This is a genomic window from Aeromonas molluscorum (genome assembly GCF_051376105.1).
In the GTDB taxonomy this organism is placed as follows: Bacteria; Pseudomonadota; Gammaproteobacteria; order Enterobacterales; family Aeromonadaceae; genus Aeromonas; species Aeromonas molluscorum.
Map to the genome: position 1 here is coordinate 273,494 of NZ_JBPQCY010000001.1, position 20,756 is coordinate 294,249.

At 58.5% G+C, this 20,756-nt stretch carries 22 protein-coding genes; 16 read left to right on the forward strand and 6 right to left on the reverse strand.

What is annotated here, in order from left to right:
• Positions 1 to 58: 58 nt before the first annotated feature.
• From prc to ACSMDR_RS01190, 4 genes are all read right to left on the reverse strand, one after another.
• Positions 59 to 2,077, reverse strand: a complete 2,019-nt coding sequence (gene prc / locus ACSMDR_RS01175) for a carboxy terminal-processing peptidase (RefSeq protein ID WP_436466743.1) — start codon at positions 2,075 to 2,077, stop codon at positions 59 to 61.
• An 8-nt stretch (positions 2,078 to 2,085) separates the two neighbouring features.
• On the reverse strand, positions 2,086 to 2,727 hold the full coding sequence (gene proQ / locus ACSMDR_RS01180; RefSeq protein ID WP_005907935.1) for an RNA chaperone ProQ: 642 nt from the start codon (positions 2,725 to 2,727) through the stop codon (positions 2,086 to 2,088).
• 102 nt (positions 2,728 to 2,829) lie between these two features.
• A complete protein-coding gene (locus tag ACSMDR_RS01185; RefSeq protein WP_005907936.1) occupies positions 2,830 to 3,288 on the reverse strand; it encodes a GAF domain-containing protein in 459 nt (152 codons plus the stop codon).
• Between the two features lie 86 nt (positions 3,289 to 3,374).
• Positions 3,375 to 3,836, reverse strand: a complete 462-nt coding sequence (locus ACSMDR_RS01190) for a hypothetical protein (protein ID WP_436466744.1) — start codon at positions 3,834 to 3,836, stop codon at positions 3,375 to 3,377.
• 289 nt (positions 3,837 to 4,125) lie between these two features.
• On the opposite strand from ACSMDR_RS01190, the gene ccoN reads away from it, so the two are divergent.
• The 11 genes from ccoN (at position 4,126) to ttcA (ending at position 14,207) form a co-directional block, all read left to right on the forward strand.
• Positions 4,126 to 5,550 carry a cytochrome-c oxidase, cbb3-type subunit I gene (ccoN, locus tag ACSMDR_RS01195; protein ID WP_005907939.1) on the forward strand — a complete coding sequence of 475 codons (1,425 nt, stop codon included), beginning with the start codon at positions 4,126 to 4,128 and terminating at the stop codon, positions 5,548 to 5,550.
• A 17-nt stretch (positions 5,551 to 5,567) separates the two neighbouring features.
• Entirely contained in the window at positions 5,568 to 6,182 is a 615-nt protein-coding gene (ccoO, locus tag ACSMDR_RS01200) for a cytochrome-c oxidase, cbb3-type subunit II (protein ID WP_005907940.1), read from the forward strand.
• 11 nt (positions 6,183 to 6,193) lie between these two features.
• Positions 6,194 to 6,373 carry a cbb3-type cytochrome oxidase subunit 3 gene (locus tag ACSMDR_RS01205; protein ID WP_005907941.1) on the forward strand — a complete coding sequence of 60 codons (180 nt, stop codon included), beginning with the start codon at positions 6,194 to 6,196 and terminating at the stop codon, positions 6,371 to 6,373.
• Entirely contained in the window at positions 6,373 to 7,359 is a 987-nt protein-coding gene (gene ccoP / locus ACSMDR_RS01210; RefSeq protein ID WP_436466745.1) for a cytochrome-c oxidase, cbb3-type subunit III, read from the forward strand. Before ACSMDR_RS01205 ends, ccoP begins: the two co-directional genes overlap by 1 nt.
• Positions 7,360 to 7,481: 122 nt before the next feature.
• Positions 7,482 to 7,970, forward strand: a complete 489-nt coding sequence (locus ACSMDR_RS01215; RefSeq protein WP_005912341.1) for a FixH family protein — start codon at positions 7,482 to 7,484, stop codon at positions 7,968 to 7,970.
• Between the two features lie 2 nt (positions 7,971 to 7,972).
• Complete coding sequence (locus ACSMDR_RS01220) at positions 7,973 to 10,345, forward strand: heavy metal translocating P-type ATPase (RefSeq protein WP_436466746.1); 2,373 nt, start codon at positions 7,973 to 7,975, stop codon at positions 10,343 to 10,345.
• A 115-nt stretch (positions 10,346 to 10,460) separates the two neighbouring features.
• A complete protein-coding gene (gene ccoS, locus ACSMDR_RS01225) occupies positions 10,461 to 10,652 on the forward strand; it encodes a cbb3-type cytochrome oxidase assembly protein CcoS (protein WP_436466747.1) in 192 nt (63 codons plus the stop codon).
• Positions 10,636 to 11,322 carry a sulfite exporter TauE/SafE family protein gene (locus ACSMDR_RS01230; protein ID WP_436466748.1) on the forward strand — a complete coding sequence of 229 codons (687 nt, stop codon included), beginning with the start codon at positions 10,636 to 10,638 and terminating at the stop codon, positions 11,320 to 11,322. The genes ccoS and ACSMDR_RS01230 overlap by 17 nt, the downstream gene beginning before the upstream one ends.
• Before the next feature lie 68 nt (positions 11,323 to 11,390).
• The gene (fnr, locus tag ACSMDR_RS01235; RefSeq protein ID WP_436466749.1) at positions 11,391 to 12,146 is read left to right on the forward strand and encodes a fumarate/nitrate reduction transcriptional regulator Fnr; all 756 of its coding nucleotides are present in this window, start codon (positions 11,391 to 11,393) and stop codon (positions 12,144 to 12,146) included.
• A 137-nt stretch (positions 12,147 to 12,283) separates the two neighbouring features.
• A complete protein-coding gene (uspE, locus tag ACSMDR_RS01240) occupies positions 12,284 to 13,231 on the forward strand; it encodes a universal stress protein UspE (RefSeq protein ID WP_436466750.1) in 948 nt (315 codons plus the stop codon).
• Positions 13,232 to 13,298: 67 nt separating this feature from the next.
• Positions 13,299 to 14,207 (forward strand): tRNA 2-thiocytidine(32) synthetase TtcA, encoded by a 909-nt coding sequence (gene ttcA / locus ACSMDR_RS01245; RefSeq protein WP_005907294.1) that lies wholly within the window; start codon positions 13,299 to 13,301, stop codon positions 14,205 to 14,207.
• Between the two features lie 104 nt (positions 14,208 to 14,311).
• Here the strand turns inward: ttcA and ACSMDR_RS01250 are convergent, their stop codons facing one another.
• Positions 14,312 to 14,983 carry a DUF2987 domain-containing protein gene (locus ACSMDR_RS01250; RefSeq protein WP_436466751.1) on the reverse strand — a complete coding sequence of 224 codons (672 nt, stop codon included), beginning with the start codon at positions 14,981 to 14,983 and terminating at the stop codon, positions 14,312 to 14,314.
• A 9-nt stretch (positions 14,984 to 14,992) separates the two neighbouring features.
• Positions 14,993 to 15,730 (reverse strand): DUF2189 domain-containing protein, encoded by a 738-nt coding sequence (locus ACSMDR_RS01255; RefSeq protein ID WP_436468168.1) that lies wholly within the window; start codon positions 15,728 to 15,730, stop codon positions 14,993 to 14,995.
• A 302-nt stretch (positions 15,731 to 16,032) separates the two neighbouring features.
• Between ACSMDR_RS01255 and ACSMDR_RS01260 the strand changes: the two genes are divergently transcribed.
• The 5 genes from ACSMDR_RS01260 to rbsB all read left to right on the forward strand — a co-directional run bounded on the left by ACSMDR_RS01260 (position 16,033) and on the right by rbsB (position 20,695).
• Complete coding sequence (locus ACSMDR_RS01260) at positions 16,033 to 16,650, forward strand: glutathione S-transferase family protein (protein WP_436466752.1); 618 nt, start codon at positions 16,033 to 16,035, stop codon at positions 16,648 to 16,650.
• 201 nt (positions 16,651 to 16,851) lie between these two features.
• Positions 16,852 to 17,271: a D-ribose pyranase gene (gene rbsD, locus ACSMDR_RS01265; RefSeq protein ID WP_436466753.1), complete on the forward strand. Its 420-nt coding sequence runs from the start codon at positions 16,852 to 16,854 to the stop codon at positions 17,269 to 17,271.
• 17 nt (positions 17,272 to 17,288) lie between these two features.
• Positions 17,289 to 18,812 (forward strand): ribose ABC transporter ATP-binding protein RbsA, encoded by a 1,524-nt coding sequence (rbsA, locus tag ACSMDR_RS01270; RefSeq protein WP_436466754.1) that lies wholly within the window; start codon positions 17,289 to 17,291, stop codon positions 18,810 to 18,812.
• Positions 18,809 to 19,774, forward strand: a complete 966-nt coding sequence (gene rbsC / locus ACSMDR_RS01275; protein WP_436466755.1) for a ribose ABC transporter permease — start codon at positions 18,809 to 18,811, stop codon at positions 19,772 to 19,774. Before rbsA ends, rbsC begins: the two co-directional genes overlap by 4 nt.
• Positions 19,775 to 19,819: 45 nt before the next feature.
• On the forward strand, positions 19,820 to 20,695 hold the full coding sequence (gene rbsB / locus ACSMDR_RS01280) for a ribose ABC transporter substrate-binding protein RbsB (RefSeq protein ID WP_436466756.1): 876 nt from the start codon (positions 19,820 to 19,822) through the stop codon (positions 20,693 to 20,695).
• Positions 20,696 to 20,756 lie beyond the last annotated feature (61 nt).

A 20,756-nucleotide genomic window follows, 5' to 3' on the forward strand; every position in this document is an offset into this window, starting at 1 on the left:
ATTCCGGCAATAAAAAGGGCGACTGTGATGTCGCCCTGTTCGTTATGACTGTTCGTGACTACCCGTTTTTTGGCGCCAGTTTGACCAGGTCTGCCGTGATATTGGCAGACTCAAGCAAGAACTCATCCGGTGCTTCAAAATCGGTGGGCAAATCGTCCAGGCTCTTGATGGCAGGCTTGCCCATCCGAGTCAGGCGCTCATTGGCCCGCGACAAAGCCAGCGCATCTTGCTTGTCCTGCTCGGCGCGGCGATCCGCTTCGTTCAGGGAGAGGGATTTTTTGTCCTTCTCGACACGATACTCCTTGATGTCCTGCAACACGTAGGCGAACTCCGGATCTGTCTTGATCCGCGCCTGATGTGCCGCTTCCAGCTTGGGCAGCAGACTGGTGAAGCTGCCTATCTTCTGGTAGTCGGCCGAGGCTATCTTGTCCCAGGGCAGGGCATGGAACTCACGGCTCTCACCCGTCTCCTCCGGCGTGACCGGGGTCGGGAAGCTGATGTCCGGAGCCACCCCCTTGTTCTGGGTGCTGCCGCCATCGATACGATAGAACTTGGCGATGGTGTACTGCACGTGACCCAGTGGGTGATCGTAGAAGTCATACACCTTGGCCAGGCTGCGATGCTGTTGCACAGTGCCTTTGCCAAAGGAGTTCTCCCCCAGGATCAGAGCGCGGCCGTAATCTTGCATGGCAGCGGCAAAGATTTCGGACGCCGAGGCACTGTATCTGTCGATCAGCACCGACATGGGGCCACCGTAATAGATCTGACCGTCATCATCACCATTGACCGAGATGCGACCCATGTGATCACGGATCTGCACCACGGGTCCGCTGGCAAAGAAGAGACCGCTCAGGGCCGAAGCTTCGGTCAGGGCGCCACCGCCGTTGCTGCGCAGATCCACCACCAAGCCATCTATTTTCTGCTTGTTGAGGCTGGCCAGCTCCTTGATGACATCATCGTGCAGGTTGACATAGAAGCTCGGGATCTCGAGTACCCCTATCTTCTTGCCTTCGGCCTTGATCACCTTGGACTTGGCAGCCCTGTCCTCAAGACGCACCTTGTCACGGGTCAGCTCGACCTGTTCGGTCTTGACGCTGGCCCCCTTGCCACGCTGGATCTCGAGGCGCACTTTGCTGCCCTTGGGCCCCTTGATGAGTTCGACTACGTCATCGAGACGCCAGCCAATCACATCCACCACCTTGCCATCTTCCTGACCCACGCCGACGATTTTGTCATCGGGCTTGAGGTTGTTGGATTTGGCCGCCGGGCCACCCGGGACCAGGGAGCGGATCACGGTGAAGTCATCATCGGCCTGCAGCACGGCACCAATGCCTTCCAGCGAGAGGTTCATCTCGGTGTTGAAGCGATCGGCGTTGCGCGGGGACAGATAACTGGTGTGAGGTTCGATGGCACGGGAGAAGGAGTTCATGAACAGCTGGAACACGTCCTCGCTCTCGGTCTGGGACATCCGCTTGATGGCGTTGTTGTAACGCTTGCCAAGCAACTCCTTGATCTCGGGCCACTCCTTGCCGCTGAGCTTGAGGCTCAAGGCATCGAACTTGACCCGCTGACGCCACAGCTCATTGAGCTCGGCTTCATCTTTGGGCCAAGGAGCCCCTTCCCTGTCGAAGACATACTCATCTTTCTGGGTGAAATCGAAGGGGGTATCGAGCAGTTTGAGGGCGTATTCGAACCGCTCATAGCGCCGCTGCTGACCCAGATTGAACATATCGTAAGCGGGCGCCAGGCGGCCACGCTCCAGATCGGTATCGAAGCCGTCACGGTATTTATCAAACCGGCGAATGTCAGAGGCCAAAAACAGGTTACGGCTGAAATCCAGGTTCTCGAGATATTTGTCGAAGACAACTTCTGAGAACGCATCATCCAGCTTGAACTGCTTGTAGTGGGAGCGAGTAAACAAATTGGCAATTCGCTTGCTAGCCGTAGCATGTTGGCTCTCTTGAGCCAACACAGGCAAATCACTTTCCTTGAGCACCGGCTCGATGGCCTGTGCAAGCCCGGCAATAGCCAGGCTACAGGCGACGAGGGAGAAACGAATTACGCCATGCTTCAACATTTGTCTCCTTAGAGAACCAGATGCTCGAATTTGACGCGCAGCATCATGCCGGTCTGCAGCTGAACCTGCACATCATCCTTGGTAATTTCCTTGATGGTCGCCGGGACAGGAGACTTACCCAGTACCACATTGACGGTTTGCTCGACTTTCAGCTCACCCGCCTCGGCCTGACGATACTGCTTAGGGGCAGCAGCAGGCGCGGTCTCGGTCTTGCGCGGCGCAGGACGACGAGGCTTTTTGGGTTTATCTTCGCGCTTGGCATCGGCGTTGGCCTCGCCTTTTTGCTCTTTCTTGTCATCTTTGGCACGACGACTGGCGAAGACTTTGTCTTTGCTCTCTTTCAATGCTTGCTTGGCGTGCTCGATATGCTCTTCGGTCAGCAATTCGCCCGGGTTACCATCGAGATCGACGCGAGCCTGGCCAGCTTTGAGGCCGTGCAGGTAACGCCAGCTGGAAGTGTATTGACGCAGAGCAGAGCGCAACATGGTCTTGGAGACTCTCTCGTCGTCAGCAAGACGCGCCGCCAGATCCTGGAAGATGCCAATCTTGAGTGGCTTGGCCTCTCCTTCTGCGATGAAGCAGGCCGGGAATTTCTCGACCAGGTAGGCGACGATCTCTTTACTGTTCTTCAGCTTTTCAGTGTTTTCCATGTATAACCTTGGCTTTCATATAAACGCACGGGCAACCCCGGGCACAACAAAGGCCCCATTATAGAGAGCTTGGGACCTTTTGCGAACCATCTCGCACTTAACTTACAGCAGGCGTTCCAATATTTTGACCGTTTCTTCCAGCCCAAGCCGGTCAATTTGGTCAAAACGATTGAAAACAGGACTGTCAATATCCAATACCCCGATGATGGCACCCTCACGGCGCAGCGGGATCACAATCTCCGAATTACTGGCCCCATCGCAGGCAATGTGCCCTTCGAATTGATGAACGTCATCGATGAGTTGTGTCTCGCCTTGTGCCACCGCAGTGCCGCAGACACCACGACCCACCGGGATCCGCACGCAGGCGGGCTTGCCCTGGAAGGGACCCAGCACCAGGGTCTCTCCTTGCAACAGGTAAAAACCGACCCAGTTAATCTCGGTCAGCTCCTGATTGAGCAAGGCGCTGAGGTTGGCCAGCTTGGCAATAAGATCCGGCTCCCCTTCCAGCAGTGCCTGGGCCTGCAAGTTGAGCAGTCGATAAAAGTTTTGTTTTTCAATCATGATGAAATGGTCTTGATTCCCTTGATAATCAGAGCAAGGTACCGCCCTGCCTGAAAAATTCAAATTAAATTTACGGTGATTGTCCTCTAACGGGTCACCGACAACGCCATCTGCTGGCGCTGGCCATTGCTCCATTCAATGGTAAGCAACCACACCATGCGATGGCTGGTACAGGCCCCCACCTGCGTGCTGGCCTGCCACAATCCTTCCCCCTGCTGGCTGAACGATACCGGGATACGCCCCATGAACATCTCCTGCCCCTCCAGCCAGCTCTTGGTCGGCATCAACCCTCGAGCCACGCCGCTGACTTGCAGCTGGAAGTCATGTTCCGGTCGAATTGAGGAGTTCGCAAGTGACACTGTTAACGGCAAATCGGCAATAGTGGCACTGCAGGGGCTGTGGGATAGATCACAGATCTGATCATTTTTCTGGCTGTCCGCCGTCGCTGGCGCCGCAGCAAACCAGGTTCGATAGGCCATCAGACCCAGCAAAATGCTCATCACTACAAGAAGATGAGCAAATTTGCGTGAAGTCAGTCTCTCTTTCATTAAAAAACAACCTTGTAAGCTAACTTTAAAATGCCATTTTCGTGATCTTACTCATGGTAAAAACGGCACGATACGACTCCGAGCGGAGCCAAATATATCACTGTTTATACTGTTATTTTACCTGCTGGTTCAGTATCATTCCCATCGAATTTTTCATTTAGCTACTTTTTGCTTTTCCTTTCGTTAACAGACGTTAACAACCGGAAGGCAGTCGCTGATGAATTTAGTTGTCAGTCCTTGTCACAGGACAAAAATCAAACAACAGCAGCATCGGAAGCGGAATACAACGATGAGCCATACAACAAACCACCCTGAGTACAACTACAAGGTTGTCCGTCAGTTCACCATCATGACTATTGTCTGGGGAATTGTCGGCATGTCGGTAGGGGTACTGATTGCAGCCCAACTTATCTGGCCTGCCCTCAACTTCGACACCCCCTGGCTGACCTACAGCCGCCTTCGCCCCCTACATACCAACGCGGTTATCTTCGCCTTCGGTTGCAGCGCGCTGATGGCGACATCCTTCTATGTGGCACAGCGCACCTGCCAGACCCGACTATTTGGTGGTCCGCTGGTCGGCTTCGTGTTCTGGGGCTGGCAAGCCATCATCATCGCCGCTGCCATCTCCCTGCCCATGGGGTACACCAGCTCGAAGGAGTACGCTGAGCTGGAGTGGCCCATCGACATCGCCATCGCCGTGGTCTGGGTCTCTTACGCCATTGTCTTCTTTGGTACTCTGATGAAGCGCACCACCTCCCACATCTATGTGGCGAACTGGTTCTTCGGCGCCTTCATCATCACGGTGGCCGTGCTGCACATCGTCAACAACCTGGAGATCCCGGTCAGCGGAATGAAGTCCTACTCCGTCTACTCGGGTGCCACCGATGCCATGGTGCAGTGGTGGTATGGCCATAACGCGGTCGGCTTCCTGCTCACCGCCGGCTTCCTGGGGATGATGTACTACTTCGTGCCAAAGCAGGCCGGTCGTCCGGTCTACTCCTACCGCCTCTCCATCGTGCATTTCTGGGCGCTGATCTCCCTCTACATTTGGGCCGGTCCGCACCACCTGCACTACACGGCGCTGCCTGACTGGGCACAGTCGTTGGGGATGGTGATGTCCCTCATCCTGTTCGTTCCCTCCTGGGGCGGCATGATCAACGGCATCATGACCCTCTCCGGCGCATGGCACAAACTGCGCTATGACCCTGTTCTGCGTTTCCTGATCGTCTCCCTCTCCTTCTACGGCATGTCCACCTTCGAAGGCCCCATGATGGCCATCAAGACGGTCAATGCCCTCTCCCACTACACCGACTGGACCATAGGTCACGTTCACTCCGGTGCCCTGGGTTGGGTTGCCATGATCTCCATCGGTGCGGTCTACCACCTGATCCCTAACCTGTTCGACCAGGGGCGGATGTACAGCGTGCGTCTGATCAACATCCACTTCTGGCTGGCCACCGTCGGCACTGTGCTCTACATCGTCGCCATGTGGATTTCCGGTGTGATGCAGGGTCTGATGTGGCGTGCGGTCAACGATGACGGCACCCTGACTTACAGCTTCGTGGAGGCATTGCAAGCTTCCTATCCCTTCTACTTCGTGCGCTTCCTGGGTGGCTGTTTCTTCGTCACCGGTATGTTGCTGATGGCCTATAACGCCTATCGCACCATCACTGCGCCCAAGGGTTCTCTCGAACCCGTCGCACAGCCAGCCTGATCTGAAGGGGTTAAAGCATGAGCAATAATAATCGTCACGAAATCTTTGAAAAAAGCGTCCCCATGCTGGTGATTGGCATCATCTTTGCCATCAGCCTGGGGGGCTTGGTCGAGATTACGCCGCTGTTCTTCCAGAAGCAGACCAATGAGCCGGTGGAGGGCCTCAAGGCCTACACCGCCCTGCAGATGGAAGGTCGCGACATCTACATCCGCGAAGGTTGCACCGTCTGTCACAGCCAGATGATCCGCCCCTTCCGCGCCGAGACCGAGCGTTATGGTCACTACTCGGTTGCCGGAGAGAGCGTCTGGGAGCACCCCTTCCTGTGGGGCTCCAAGCGTACCGGTCCGGATCTGGCCCGAGTCGGTGGTCGTTACTCCGATGACTGGCACCGCGCTCACCTGAACAACCCGCGCGACGTGGTTCCCGAGTCCAACATGCCCGCGTTCCCCTGGCTTGAGACCAATATCTTGAGCGGTGAACTGACCGGCAAGAAATTGGCGCTGTTCCGGGATCATTTCGGTGTGCCCTACACGGATGCAGACATCGAAGGTGCCAAGGACGCGGTGAAAGGCAAGAGTGAGCTCGATGCCCTGGTCGCCTATCTGCAATCACTGGGCCATGCCCTGAAATAAGGAGTATGGATATGGATTACGGCACCTTTCGCGGCCTCTACACCCTGCTGCTGATGCTGATGATGTTCGGCATCATCGGCTGGGCTTACAGCAAGCGCCGCAAAGCCTCCTTTGAAGAGGCTGCCAACCTGGTTTTTGCCGACGACGAGCAACCCAGTGCTGATAACAAGAACGCAGGAGCGAAGCAATAATGAGCACTCTGTTAAGCATTTTTGTGACCTTGGTGTCACTGGGTACCATAGTGGGCTGCTTCTTGCTGCTCATGTGGTGTCGCAATGACAAGATGGGTGTCGAAGAGGGCCAACCTATGGGCCACGCCTTCGACGGCATCGAAGAGCTGAACAATCCACTGCCCAAATGGTGGACCTACATGTTCCTCTTCATGATAGTGATTGGTCTGCTCTACCTGCTCGCCTTCCCGGGCCTGGGTAACTGGAAGGGCCTGCTGGGCTGGCAGAGCTCTCACCAGGACATCCGCTCCCTGGCCGAGGGCAAGGCCGCCACTGAGGCGGCAAAGAGCAATGGCAACGCGGTCGAGTATGACCGTGAGCTGGCCAAGGCTGATGCTCTCTATGGCGCCAAGTTCAAGGAGCTGGCCTATCAAGCCGATGGCAAAACCTATAAAGCCATCGAAGAGATAGCCATGGATCCTGAGGCTCGCAAGGTTGGCCAACGCCTCTTCTTGCAAAACTGCGCCCAGTGTCATGGCTCGGATGCCCGCGGCGGTCGTGGCTTCCCGAACCTGACCGATGCCGAATGGCAGTGGGGCGGCAAGCCGTCCGACATCAAGACCACCATCATGAATGGCCGTCAGGGCATCATGGCGGCCTGGGGTGACATCCTCGGCAAGGATGGCGTCAAGGAAGTGGCCTCCTATGTGCTGAACCTGTCCGGTCGCAAGGTCGATATGGTGGAAGCCAAGAAAGGTGAAGCACGCTTTGCAGTGTGCGCCGCCTGCCATGGCCCGGATGCCAAGGGCGGTACCGCCTTCGGCGCCCCGGATCTCACCAACACCACCTGGCTCTATGGCGGTTCCCGTCAGGTCGTCGAGGAGACCATCACCCATGGTCGTCACGGCGTGATGCCAGCCTGGAAAGACATCCTGGGCGAAGACAAGGTACAGCTGCTTGCCTCTTATGTGTATGGTTTGTCCCACACTGGCCAAAGCGCGCAATAACAGCAGTAACATGTGATAAACACGTGATTACTCAGCAAAAAGCCTCGACTCTTCGGGGCTTTTTGTTATCTTGTGTTGGCTAAAAATCCTCTATTTTGTTAATCATAGGTTTCGGTAGCACTATGACTCAACCTTGGTATCGCCAATTCTGGCCCTGGTTCATCATCGCCCTCCCCGCCACTGTCGTCGTTGCCGGCATTGCCACCGCCATCATTGCCAGCAAGGATGGAGTTAATCTGGTGGCGGAGGATTATTACAAGCAGGGCAAGGAGATCAATCAGGACTTGAGCAAGTTTGACCGTGCCCAAGCGCTCAACGTCCACATCGCCTTGAACCTTCAGGACAAAGAACTGACCCTCACACCAGTGAGTGGCGATCTGGTTCCCAATCAGGCACTGCGTCTTGCTCTGTTCCACCCGACCCTGGCGGGTCGAGACAGCGACTATCTGCTCACCAGCGATGCCAAGGGCATCTATCGCTTGCACCTCGACAAGCCCCTCACCGGCAAGTGGCACATCCGGGTCGATGCCTTCGACCATGAGTGGCGCTTGCAAGAGACAGTACATTTCCCCCTGGCGGCACCTGTCGAACTCGATCCCAAGGGACGCTAGTCATGACCGGCTGTTTTCACTGTGGCGAGCCGGTACCCGCCAACAGCCAGTATGCCTTTGAGATAAAAGGCATACTCCGCCCTATGTGCTGCCCGGGCTGCCAGGCCGTGGCGCAGACCATCATGGAGTGCGGCCTCGCCAGTTATTACGAACACCGCACCGCTCCTGGCGCCAAAGGGGAGCTGGTCCCCGCCGAACTGGCCGCCCTCGCCCACTATGATCTGGCCGAGGTGCAACAGGAGTTCGTCACTGACACGGGGACGCTGCGGGAGATCCAGCTCAGTGTCGAGGGGCTCAGCTGCGCCGCCTGCGCCTGGCTCATCGAACGCCACCTTAATACCCTGCCCGGGGTGCGTTACATCGTGGTCAACAGCACCACCCACCGGGCACGCATCAAGTGGGATCCTGTGCAGCTATCCCTGAGCGACATTCTCAAGGGCTTTGCCCGGATAGGCTATCGCGCCTACCCCTTCCAGACCCATCAACAAGAAGCCCTTTATGCCCGCGAGGTGAAGAGTTACCTCTATCGGATGGGGTTGGCGGGCTTGGGGTCCATGCAGGTGATGATGTGCGCCGTGGCCCTCTATATGGACCTCTTCATCAGCGTCGAAGAGGAGTTCATGATCTATTTCAAGTGGATCAGCCTCCTGCTCTCGACCCCCATCATGATCTATTCGGCCCAGCCATTTTACCTGGGTGCCTGGCGCAGCCTGCGTCAGGGCCAGCTCTCCATGGATGTGTCGGTGTCGCTGGCGCTGATAGGTGCCTTCGTCGCCTCCATCTGGGCCACCGTCTTCAACACGGGGGAGGTCTATTACGACTCCATTACCATGTTTGTCTTCTTCCTGCTGCTTGGACGCTTTCTCGAGCTGCGGGCAAGGCGCAAGGCCTCGGAGTCGAGCTCCAACCTGGCTCGCCTGGTTCCCATCATGGCCACCCTGGTCGATGAACAGGGCGACCATGAGGTGGCCGCCAAGACCCTCAAGGTAGGGGATCGGGTACGGATACTGGCCGGTGCCACCCTGCCCGCCGATGGCATCATCATCGAGGGACAAGCGAACCTGAACGAGGCCATGCTGACCGGGGAACAGTTACCACTGTGCAAGGGGAGTGGCGACGCCGTCTATGCTGGCACCATCAACACCGACGCCCCGCTGCTGGTGCGGGTCAATCAACCCATCGCCCAGTCTCGTATCGCCCAGATAATGCGGCTGCAGGATGAGGCGCTCAGCGACAAACCTGCCATCGCCGAGCTGGCCGACACCCTCTCCCGTCACTTCATCCTGGTGTTGCTGATCATTGCGGCTCTGGTCTGGACATTCTGGCATTTCCACCAGCCGGAGCAGGCGTTCTGGATAGCTCTGGCGGTCCTGGTCGCCACCTGCCCCTGCGCCTTGTCGCTGGCTACACCGACCGCGCTCACCTCGGCCACGGCCCATCTCACCCGCACCGGCATATTGCTGCGCCGCGGCCATGTGCTCGATATCCTGACCCGGGCCAACCGGGTGGTGATGGACAAGACAGGCACCCTCACCACCGGGGAAGTGCGCCTCGCCGCCATCCAGCTGCTTGGCAATCAGGATGAGGCTCACTGTCTGGCCATTGCCCGGGCGTTGGAGTCCCAATCCGAACACCCCATCGCCCGCGCCTTTCGCGCCCCGGGAGAAGTACTGCTCGCCACTCGCGACATCCAGCCGGTGATCGGCCACGGCGTCGCCGGTCTCATTGCCGGGCAACCCTATCGACTCGGCAGCGCCCGCTGGCTTGGTATTTCACCGGATGAAGAGGTGCCAGGCCTGAGCGTCTATCTTGCCGATGACAAGGGCCCTCTCGCCCGTTTCTTGCTGGAAGACAGCCTGCGCCCGGATGCCCTGGCCCTGATCCAGGCTTTCAAGGCCGCCGGACTCAAGACAACCATACTCACCGGTGATGGTTCGGCGCAGGCCGATGAGGTGGCCCGCACCCTGGGGGTAGACGAGCTGGTGAAGGGCATGACTCCGGATGGCAAGCTGGCTTATCTCAAGGCGTGTGAAGCGAGGGGTGACATCAGTATCATGGTGGGAGACGGCATCAATGACGCGCCGGTGCTGGCGGGGGCTCACGCCTCCTTTGCCATGGCGGGAGGCACGGATCTGGCCAAGAACAGCGCCGACGCCATACTGCTTGGCGACAATCTCTCTCGCCTGCTTGAGGCAAGGGAACTTGCGCTGCGAACCCGCAAGATCATCAAAGAGAACTTCGCCTGGTCCATCGGCTACAACCTGCTGGTCTTGCCCCTGGCGGCAAGCGGTTGGCTTCCCCCCTATCTGGCGGCGGCGGGCATGTCGCTCAGCTCCCTCATTGTGGTCACCAACTCCATGCGCCTGAACCGGTAAAAGAGATGGCCCCGTGCAGAGGCGGCACCACAACGCAGCGGCTCAGATCAGGCAGGATCTTGGCTGACAACTCGTTTACCATGACCCCGGCCACTCCCATAGCAAGGCTTGCCCCATGAACATCATCTTCATTCTGATCCCCATCGCCATCCTGTTCGTGGTTATCGCCGTGTTCGTCTTCTTCTGGGCCATACGCTCGGAGCAGTTCGAGGATCTCGATCGCCAGGGCTCCAACATCCTGTTTGATGAGGACGACACCACGTCAACCACAACCAACAAGCGCCAAGCCGATGACAACCAACCTTGATCTGCTGGGGGCTCTGCTGGTCGGGTTCGCGGGGGCAGGCCACTGCATCGGCATGTGCGGTGGGGTCTCGGCTGCGCTGTCCATGGCGATTCCGCCAGCGCAGCAGCACTTCAGAGGCCGGCTCAGCTATCTGCTCTATTACAATCTGGGTCGCATCCTCAGCTATGTGATGGCCGGGGCCCTGGTGGGCGGTCTGCTCGCCACCACGGGGGAGTTGGGGGCTGGCAAGCATGCTCTGCTCTATCTGCGGTTGTTCGCCGGTGGTCTCATGGTAGCCCTGGGGCTTTATCTGGCTGGCTGGTGGCAGGGGATATTGCTGCTCGAGCGACTCGGTGCCAGGCTCTGGCCCAGGCTCAGACCACTGGCAGGCAAGTTCCTCCCTTTCCGCCAGCCGCTCCAGGCCCTGCCTTTTGGCATGATCTGGGGTTGGTTACCTTGCGGCCTGGTCTATTCCATGCTGACCTGGAGTGCGGCGGCTGGCTCTGCCACCAAAGGGGCCCTCATCATGCTCTGTTTCGGCATAGGCACACTGCCCACCCTGTTTGCCCTGGGCGGTCTGGCGGACAGGTTGCGATATTGGCTCACCCTGCGCAGCCTGCGTCTTACCGGCGCTTTGCTGTTGATTGCCTACGGTCTGCACACCCTCTGGGTCGGGGTAGCATCCCTTTGAAACCCTATCCAAAACGGATGGGTTGATGGTAGACTTGATTGATATAAATCAATTATTCAAATGAGCCTATGATCCCGGACAAGAAACCTGGCAGACGTATTCAGAGCGGTGGCTGTGCAATTCATTGCCAGGATTGCAGCATCAGCCAGCTCTGTATTCCCTTCAGCCTCAATGACAGCGAGCTGGATCAGCTCGACAGCATCATTGAACGCAAGAAGCCTATTCAGAAAGGCGAAGAGCTGTTCAAGGCGGGCGACGATCTCAAATCCCTCTACGCCATCCGCTCCGGGACCATCAAGTCTTATACCATTACAGAGCAAGGGGATGAGCAGATCACCGCCTTCCATCTCGCCGGTGATCTGGTCGGGTTTGATGCCATCAACAAGCACATCCACCCCTCTTTCGCCCAGGCACTGGAAACGGCCATGGTGTGCGAGATCCCGTTCGATGTGCTCGATGATCTTTCTGGCAAGATGCCCAAGCTGCGCCAGCAGATAATGAGATTGATGAGCAACGAGATCATGGGAGATCAGGAAATGATACTGCTGCTCTCCAAGAAGAATGCCGAGGAGCGCCTCGCGGCTTTCCTGAGCAATCTCTCCCAGCGCTACTCCGAGCGTGGCTTCTCCGCCAAGGAGTTCCGTCTCTCCATGACCCGGGGCGACATCGGCAATTATCTGGGGTTGACCGTCGAAACCATCAGCCGGTTGCTGGGCCGCTTCCAGAAATCAGAGCTCATTGCGGTCAAAGGCAAATACATTACCGTGCTCGATCATAATGCCCTCGCTACCCTGGCTGGCACGCCTCGCCTACCTTGCGCCTGATAACAGACGCTTCTCTTGCGCCGGATCAAGTTGACCCCCAATAATTTGATCCGGCCCACGTCATTACTGCTTCTCCTACGCTAAGCTATAAAAGCTAAAGGCCTGTCATCATTGGTCTTTTGTCCAAGGAGGATCACATGGTCAAGTACCGAAAAATCCTGGTAGTTATCAACCCGGAACAAGAGCGCCAAATTGCACTCGAGCGCGCAGTCAAAGTAGCCGAGCTGGAAACAGACGCACAGCTGACCCTGTTACTGACCATCTACGACTTCTCGTATGAGATGACCGCCATGCTCTCGAGCGAGGAGCGTGACGAGATGCGCGCTGGCGTCATCAGTCAACGTCAGGAGTGGCTGGACGAAATCCTCACCCCCTATCGTGCCAAAGGCATGCAATGTGAGGTCAAGGTCATCTGGCACAGCCGTCCCTTCGAGTCGGTCATTCAGGAAGTCCTCAACGGCAAACATGATCTGGTCGTTAAAGCGACCCATCACCACAACTTCCTGCAGACCTTCATCTTTACCCCCACAGACTGGCATCTCCTGCGTAAGTGTCCCTGCCCGGTATTGTTGGTCAAAGAGGGGCTCTGGCAGCGGGGTGGCAATATCATCGCCGCCATCAACTGTTCGAGTGATGACAAGGAGCAGCAGGATCTCAACGATCGCATCACGGAGGAGGGACTGGGAGTAGCCGACCTGCTCGGTGCCAGTCTCTATCTGGTCAATACCTTCCCGGGCACTCCTGTCAATGTTGCCATCGAGCTGCCCGAGTTTGATCCCCACGCCTACAACGAGGCGATCCGCAGACATCATGAGTCCCTGCTGATCGCCCATGCCGACAAATATCAGATCAATCATCTCTGGACCAAGGTCGCCGAAGGCTTGCCCGAAGAGGTATTGCCGGACCTTGCCGAAGAGCTCAAAGCGAGCCTGATGATCATGGGCAGTGTCGGACGTACCGGCCTCTCTGCCGCCCTGCTTGGCAATACGGCCGAACAGGTGATAGACCGCTTGCCCTGCGACATCCTGATCCTCAAGCCGGCCGACTACCAATGCCCAGTCGAGACTAAGTCAAGCCAACCGTAACGCATCCTTGCCCTCCCCCGGGACATGGCTATAATAAGCCGCTTATTTTTGTCCCGGGTTTGAGGTCATGGTGCAAGAGCTGAACACCAAAGATAAATACAGTTTCAACAAGCTGCAAAAGCGCCTTCGGCGCAACGTAGGTCAGGCCATCGCCGACTTCAACATGATTGAAGAGGGCGACAAAGTGATGGTCTGCCTCTCTGGCGGCAAGGACAGCTACGGTATGCTCGACATACTGCTGAGCCTGCAAGCCAGTGCGCCCATCCATTTCGACCTCATCGCCGTCAACCTGGATCAGAAGCAGCCAGGCTTCCCCGAGCACATACTGCCCGCCTACCTGGCTGAGCTGGGAGTTCCCTTTGAAGTCGTCGAGGAGGATACCTACGCCATCGTCAAAGAGAAGGTGCCCGAAGGCAAGACCACCTGCGCCCTCTGCTCACGACTGCGCCGCGGCATCCTCTATCGCCGAGCCCAGGAGCTGGGTTGCACCAAGATAGCTCTTGGCCATCACCGAGATGACATTCTCGAGACCCTGTTCCTCAACATGTTCTATGGTGGCAAGCTCAAATCGATGCCGCCCAAGCTGGTGAGCGACGATGGCAAGAACGTGGTGATCCGTCCCCTTGCATACTGCAAAGAGAAGGATCTGGCGCGCTATGCCGAGATCAAAGAGTTCCCCATCATCCCTTGCAACCTCTGTGGCTCCCAAGAGAACCTGCAACGCAAGGCGATCAAGCAGATGATGCAGGATTGGGATCGCCGCTTCCCGGGCCGTATCGAAACCATGTTTACCGCCATCCAGGATGTGGTGCCGAGTCACCTGCTCGATCACAAGCTGTTCGATTTCAAGAGCATCAATCGTGATTCCGGTATCATAGATGGTGGTGACAAGGCATTCGATCCCCCCGAGCTGCCTGCAGCGCCCCTGCTCAACATCGACTCGATGGATATGCTGGATGTGATTGAGGTGCGCTAAGCGCACCTCTTGGCACTGGCTCTAGAGCACCAATATCAGCATGTAAAAAAGGAGCGCCAGGCGCTCCTTTTTCGATCTCGCTTCTCACTCGGATCGGGCCATCCTCAGCCCTTGTGCAACCAGGGGGTGAGCCGGACAAGCTCGCCATTGGGCTGCAGGGTGCCCCCCTCGAAAGCCGCCAGCTGAGCATTGCCAAGCAGCAGGGCGCCCTCTTTCCAGGGCAGTGCCAGGTGCTCGGCCCCCTTGTCCAGATAAGCGGTCCCACTGACTGGGACAAGCGACACCCGCACACCGGCAACGTCGGGCAGGAAGTGTTTGCCGACCATGCCCGCCATCTTGTCGAGCAGGGCCTGCATGTCGCGTTGGGCGGCCGCGATATCGCTCAGGGCAACCCGCCCTTTATCGTCTGGTTTGAGACTGGCCATCACCTGCACCGAGAGATCGCAACGCTCATGCTGTTCTGCCATCTCCAGCAGCACCTTGCCCTTGTCGAGATACACCTGTTCGTCAAACGGCAGTATCAGACTGCCGTCGGTCGCCACCTCGGCGGGCCTGTCTCTGTTGTCGCTGTGGATGCGTACCGACTGTGCCAGACAGGGTTGCCCCGTCGCCGAGTCCCGCAGATAGAAACCAAGCCGTGCCACGCCAAAGTCAGCCTTCTGCTCTGTCTTCATATGGCCATAGAAGGTGCCGTAATCGAGGATCAGGGGTTGTGCCAGCAGCGGAGCTGGCAGCAAGGCCATCCCTATCATCAGGTGCTTGAATAGCCGTGTCATATCACGTCCTTATGCATTGAAATGATCCGCCGGGCTTGGCGTTTCGCTCACTTCCACCGCGACGCCGCACAAGTCCCGGTAGAGGATGCCTTTGCAGTTGAAATAGAGAGGCGCTACCCAGATAAGCCCCAATCCCATGGGGATCATGGCCAGCAGGCAGAGGCCCAGCATGATGCAGTGGAGCAATACCAGGGATGACCAACCGCGAGCAAATACCTTGAGGGATACCAGTATCGCCTGGGCCGGGCTCAAGCCCCGCTCCAGCACCAGCGGCACGGTAAAGACCAACCCCATGCCCACCAGCGCAGAAGGGATAAAGGCCAGTATCATCGGCAGACCCAGCAGATCGAACAGGGGGCCAAACAGACTGGTCAGCAAGCTGCCAAGCAGGCTAAGCAGGCCTAAACGCAGGAAGTGGCGGAAGAAATCGAACACTTGGCTGGCACGGGCCCGTACCCCGATCGCCTGTTGCAGCCCCAGCATATCGAGGGCCGAACTCATGGGTGCCATCACCATGGTGATCAACAAGCTGATGAACATGGCGCTATCTAGGCCCTTCTCGCTCTGCAGCAAGGGGGCAAGCAGCACATTGCTGAGCAGGATCCAGATTGCCATGACGCCCATGATGGCCAGCAACATGCCAAATCCGTTGCTGCGGGTCTGTTGCCAACTCTCTTGCAGTATTGCCCTCACATCGAGCCGATACCCTTTGCTCAAGGACTCCTCGAGAGAGCCGCCGATCCGCATTCTATTACTCAATTGACTATCCAACATCGAAAACCACTGATCCAAGGTGGCACATTATAGCGATTTGACCGGGCATGCGTAGCCGTTTTTCCTGTTATCTGCCGTTCATAAAGCCATTGATTTCACAGAACAACGGCCGAGCGGATCCCCATTTCGACCATTCGACGATCAGCCAGATTAATGGTGATCGTCAGCGCAGACTTGGCCCCTGCCCGGCATGGAGGTAGCATGCCCAAGACCCATTTGATTGTCACCGCCCCCTGCCGTGTGCGCCCCGACACTCTCACCCAAGGAGAACCGCTATGTCTGAACTGACCCTCTATCTCGCCCCCGGCACCTGTGCCATGGCGGTGCGCATCGCCCTGGTGGAAGCCGGTGCCCCACACCAGATCAAGCAGCTTGATCTCGCCGCCGGAGAGCAGCGCAGCCCAGAATATCTGGCCATCAACCCCAAGGGGCGGGTGCCGGCTCTGGTCACCGAGCATGGTGTCTTGACCGAGACCCCAGCCCTGCTGCTCTATGTGGCGCAGCGCTTCCCAGCCGCGAAGCTGGCACCACTGGAGGACTTTTTCCTGCTGGCCAGGATGCAGGAGATCAACCTCTTCCTCGCCGCCACCCTGCACATCTCCCATGCCCACGGGCGCCGTGGCAGCCGTTGGGCCGATGACGAGCATGCCATCGCCGCCATGAAGGCCAAGATGCCGCAAAACATGCGCGATGGCTTCGCCGAGATAGAAAACCACTATCTGGTCGGCCCCTGGGTACTGGGTGAGCAATTCAGCCTGGCCGATATCTATCTGTTCGTGGTGGCCAGCTGGCTCAAGAGCGATGGCGTGGCCATCGATGAATTTCCCAAGGTGGCGGCACACAGCCAGCGAATGCTGGCCCGCTCCGCCGTGCAGCAGGCGCTTGCCATCTGATCCCCAGCGCGGGAGCCTGCGTGCGGGCACCCGCTTTTTCACCTCTAATCCCCCACCATTGAGATCGTTTTCACACTTTCGTTACTGATCACTGGATCCATCAACGATTAACGCCTACCTTCCACTCACCACGCAACCGGTTGCGTAACCGGTTGCTTACTCCAACACAGAGACGCAGGCTCTCGCCTGATGAGGTGCTGTATGAAACGAGGCAAGCTGCTCAATGCCCCCCTGAGCGCCCTGGTGGCCCGGATGGGACATACCGACGAGATAGTGGTGTGCGACGCCGGGCTCCCCATCCCCGCGGGCCCGGAACGTATCGACCTGGCGCTCACCCCCGGCACCCCGAGCCTGGAAACCGTGCTCGGCGCCCTGCTCACCGACCTGGTGGTGGAACGGGTCCTGCTGGCCAGCGAACTCAAGTCGGTCAGCCCCCTCGCCCACCAGGCTCTGCTCGATCAGCTAGAGGCGCACGCCCGTGATCAGGGTAAGCCCATCACCATTGACTACCTGAGCCACGAGGCCTTCAAGACCCGCAGCCAGAGCAGCAAGGCCATAGTGCGTACCGGCGAGGTAACCCCCTACGCCAACCTGATCCTCTGCGCCGGCGTCGCCTTTTGAGCGCCCAAGGAGCCAAGATGAGCAGATCCCCTATCCCCATCCTCGAGCTCGGCGGCATCGTCAAGACCTTCCCGGGGGTGCGCGCCCTCGACGAAGCGGGGCTCAAAGTCTATCCCGGCGAGGTGATGGCCCTGCTCGGCGAGAATGGTGCGGGCAAATCCACCCTGATGAAGGTGCTGACCGGTATCTATCAGGCCGACGCAGGCACCCTCAACTATCGCGGTCAAGCGGTACGCTTCAAGGGACCCCGTGATTCCCAGGATCAGGGCATCAGCATCATCCATCAGGAGCTGAACCTGCTGCCGGAACTCTCTATTGCCGCCAACATCTTCCTCGGCCGTGAGCCGCGCACCCGCTTTGGCAATATCGACCACGGCCAGCTGCGTGAGCGCGCCGCCGCCCTGCTGGGACGCCTCGGAGTCAAACATGGTCCTGATACCCGGCTCGGCAACCTCTCCATCGGCGAGCAACAGATGGTGGAGATCGCCAAAGCGCTCTCATTCGATGCCAGCGTCATCATCATGGATGAGCCCACCGATGCGCTGACCGACACCGAAACCGAGCAGCTGTTCACCGTGATCCGCGAGCTGCGCGACCAGGGCTGCGGCATCGTCTACATCTCCCACCGCTTGAAGGAGATCTTCGAGATCTGCGACAGGGTCACGGTACTGCGGGACGGCAGATGGATTGGCGAGCAGCCGGTGAGCGAACTCGACGAAGACAGGATCATCGAAATGATGGTGGGCCGCCGGCTGGAAGAGCAGTACCCGCGTCTTAGCCGCGATCTTGGCCCCGTCAGCCTGCAGGTAAAAAATCTGGCGGGCCCCGGCGTGCGCGGGGTGAGCTTCTCCCTGCATCAGGGGGAGATCCTCGGCTTCAGCGGCCTGATGGGCTCGGGGCGCACCGAGCTGATGAAGCTCATCTATGGTGCCAGTTCCTTGACTGCGGGCCAGATAGAGGTCAACGGCCACTCCCTCAGGCCCCGCAGCCCCGCCGATGGTCTGGCCGCGGGCATCGCCTATATCTCGGAAGATCGCAAGGGCGACGGTCTGGTGCTGGAGCTGTCGGTGCGCGAGAACATGAGTCTGTGCGCCCTCGGCGAGTTCAACAAGGGCGGCCGCATCGATGGCAAGGCCGAACGCCAGGCGGTGAATGATTATGTGCGCCTGTTCAACATCAAGACGCCGAGTACCGAGCAGCTTATCAAGCTGCTCTCCGGCGGCAACCAGCAGAAAGTGGCCATTGCCAAGGGGTTGCTGACCCGTCCCAAGGTCCTCATCCTCGATGAGCCGACCCGGGGCGTCGACGTCGGCGCCAAGAAAGAGATCTATCAGCTCATCAACCGCTTCAAGCAGGAGGGGATGAGCATCATTCTGGTCTCCTCCGAGATGCCGGAAGTACTCGGCATGAGCGATCGCATCCTGGTGATGCACGAGGGGCGCATCAGCGCCGAATTTGATGCCAAAGAAGCCAATCAGGAGAAACTGATGGCGGCGGCGGTAGGTAAACAGTGGCAAGCAGCACAAGAGGCGATTCAATGACAACCCAGACCCTTACCCGCACCGGCTTCCTGAGCAAGCAGTGGTGGATAGAGAACAAGTCCCTGGTCGCCCTGCTGGTGCTCATTGGCGTGGTCTCCATCTTGAGCCCCAACTTCTTCACCGCCGACAACCTGCTCAATATTTTGCGCCAGACCTCGGTCAACGCCATCATGGCGGTCGGTATGACGCTGGTCATCCTGACCGCTGGCATCGATCTCTCGGTCGGCTCCGTGCTGGCCCTGTGCGGCGCCCTGGCGGCGACTATGGTGGCCATGGAGCTACCCATCGCCCTGGTCATTCCCCTCACCCTGGGAGCCGGTGCCCTGCTCGGCGGTGTCAGTGGTCTCATCATCGCCAAAGGCAAGGTGCAAGCCTTTATCGCCACCCTGGTCACCATGACGGCCCTGCGCGGCATCACCATGGTCTACACCGAGGGACGACCCATCTCCACCGGCTTTAGCGAGGGGTCAGATCACTTCGCCTGGCTCGGGACCGGCTATCTGCTCGGTCTGCCGGTGCCCATCTGGCTGATGGCCATCGTCTTCCTGTTTGCCTGGTACATGCTCAACCACACCCGTCTTGGCCGCTACATCTATGCCCTGGGCGGCAACGAGTCGGCGACTCGCCTCTCCGGCATCAATGTGGACAGGGTCAAACTGGCCGTCTATGCCCTGTGCGGCGCCCTGTCGGCTCTGGCGGGCCTTATCGTCACCTCCCGCCTGTCGTCGGCACAGCCCACCGCAGGCATGGGTTATGAGCTCGACGCCATTGCCGCCGTGGTACTGGGCGGCACCAGCCTGATGGGTGGCAAAGGTCGCATCATGGGCACCTTGATAGGCGCCCTCATCATCGGCTTCCTCAACAATGCCCTCAACCTGCTCGACGTCTCTTCCTATTACCAGATGATCGCCAAGGCCAGCGTGATACTGCTCGCCGTGATGATCGACAACAAAAGCAAATAGCAACAACCACACGCACCCATAACAAAAAGCACAAGGAATGAAACGATGAAAAAGCTCAATACCCTGCTCGCCGCCGCCATCATGTCCGTGCTGGGCACCGCCCAGGCAGCCGATCACTCGTTGGCCATGGTGGTCTCCACCCTCAACAACCCCTTCTTCGTCACCATGAAGGAAGGCGCCGAGGCCAAGGCCAAGGCGCTGGGGTATGAGCTGGTGGTGCTCGACTCCCAGAACGATCCGGCCAAGGAGCTCGCCAACGTCGAAGATCTGACGGTGCGCAAGGTCAGCGCCATTCTGATCAACCCCACTGACTCCGACGCGGTCGGCAACGCCATCCGCCTGGCCAACAAAGCTAATATCCCGGTGCTGACCCTGGACAGAGGCGCGGCCCAGGGTGAGGTCAAGGCCCACATCGCCTCCGACAACGTGGCGGGCGGCAAGCTGGCGGGCGACTTCATCGCCGAGAAGCTGGGGAACGGCGCCAAGGTCATTCAGCTCGAAGGGATCGCCGGCACCTCCGCCGCCCGGGATCGCGGTGAGGGTTTCGCCCTGGCCGTGAAGGGTCACCAGCTGGACGTGCTGGCTTCCCAGCCTGCCGACTTTGACCGCACTAAGGGTCTGAACGTGATGGAGAACCTGCTGGCTGCCCATGCCGGAGTGCAAGCCGTGTTCGCCCAGAACGACGAGATGGCGCTGGGCGCCATTCGCGCCGTACAGGCCGCTGGCAAAGAGGTGATTATCGTTGGTTTCGATGGCACTGATGATGGCAAGGCCGCGGTTGCCCGTGGCAAACTGGCCGCCACCATCGCCCAGCAACCGGCGCTGATCGGTGCCATTGGCGTCGAGACCGCTGACAAGGTACTCAAGGGCCAACCGGTTGAGAAATCCATCCCGGTGCCGCTGCAAGTGGTCAGCAAGTAAATGATGAGGGGGAGGTTCGCCTCCCCTTCTGTCAACGCCTCGCGTGTTTCTCGCCTTGGGC

Bases quoted from the DNA above. Each gene is read 5' to 3' on its own strand.
- proQ (WP_005907935.1), bottom strand. From the start codon at position 2,727: ATGGAAAACACTGAAAAGCTGAAGAACAGTAAAGAGATCGTCGCCTAC.
- ACSMDR_RS01205 (WP_005907941.1), top strand. From the start codon at position 6,194: ATGGATTACGGCACCTTTCGCGGCCTCTACACCCTGCTGCTGATGCTG.
- prc (WP_436466743.1), bottom strand. From the start codon at position 2,077: ATGTTGAAGCATGGCGTAATTCGTTTCTCCCTCGTCGCCTGTAGCCTG.
- fnr (WP_436466749.1), top strand. From the start codon at position 11,391: ATGATCCCGGACAAGAAACCTGGCAGACGTATTCAGAGCGGTGGCTGT.
- rbsC (WP_436466755.1), top strand. From the start codon at position 18,809: ATGACAACCCAGACCCTTACCCGCACCGGCTTCCTGAGCAAGCAGTGG.
- rbsB (WP_436466756.1), top strand. From the start codon at position 19,820: ATGAAAAAGCTCAATACCCTGCTCGCCGCCGCCATCATGTCCGTGCTG.
- ccoP (WP_436466745.1), top strand. From the start codon at position 6,373: ATGAGCACTCTGTTAAGCATTTTTGTGACCTTGGTGTCACTGGGTACC.
- ccoO (WP_005907940.1), top strand. From the start codon at position 5,568: ATGAGCAATAATAATCGTCACGAAATCTTTGAAAAAAGCGTCCCCATG.
- rbsD (WP_436466753.1), top strand. From the start codon at position 16,852: ATGAAACGAGGCAAGCTGCTCAATGCCCCCCTGAGCGCCCTGGTGGCC.
- ACSMDR_RS01250 (WP_436466751.1), bottom strand. From the start codon at position 14,983: ATGACACGGCTATTCAAGCACCTGATGATAGGGATGGCCTTGCTGCCA.
- ccoN (WP_005907939.1), top strand. From the start codon at position 4,126: ATGAGCCATACAACAAACCACCCTGAGTACAACTACAAGGTTGTCCGT.
- ccoS (WP_436466747.1), top strand. From the start codon at position 10,461: ATGAACATCATCTTCATTCTGATCCCCATCGCCATCCTGTTCGTGGTT.
- ACSMDR_RS01215 (WP_005912341.1), top strand. From the start codon at position 7,482: ATGACTCAACCTTGGTATCGCCAATTCTGGCCCTGGTTCATCATCGCC.
- ACSMDR_RS01230 (WP_436466748.1), top strand. From the start codon at position 10,636: ATGACAACCAACCTTGATCTGCTGGGGGCTCTGCTGGTCGGGTTCGCG.
- ACSMDR_RS01185 (WP_005907936.1), bottom strand. From the start codon at position 3,288: ATGATTGAAAAACAAAACTTTTATCGACTGCTCAACTTGCAGGCCCAG.
- ttcA (WP_005907294.1), top strand. From the start codon at position 13,299: ATGGTGCAAGAGCTGAACACCAAAGATAAATACAGTTTCAACAAGCTG.
- rbsA (WP_436466754.1), top strand. From the start codon at position 17,289: ATGAGCAGATCCCCTATCCCCATCCTCGAGCTCGGCGGCATCGTCAAG.
- ACSMDR_RS01190 (WP_436466744.1), bottom strand. From the start codon at position 3,836: ATGAAAGAGAGACTGACTTCACGCAAATTTGCTCATCTTCTTGTAGTG.
- ACSMDR_RS01260 (WP_436466752.1), top strand. From the start codon at position 16,033: ATGTCTGAACTGACCCTCTATCTCGCCCCCGGCACCTGTGCCATGGCG.
- uspE (WP_436466750.1), top strand. From the start codon at position 12,284: ATGGTCAAGTACCGAAAAATCCTGGTAGTTATCAACCCGGAACAAGAG.
- ACSMDR_RS01220 (WP_436466746.1), top strand. From the start codon at position 7,973: ATGACCGGCTGTTTTCACTGTGGCGAGCCGGTACCCGCCAACAGCCAG.
- ACSMDR_RS01255 (WP_436468168.1), bottom strand. From the start codon at position 15,730: ATGCGGATCGGCGGCTCTCTCGAGGAGTCCTTGAGCAAAGGGTATCGG.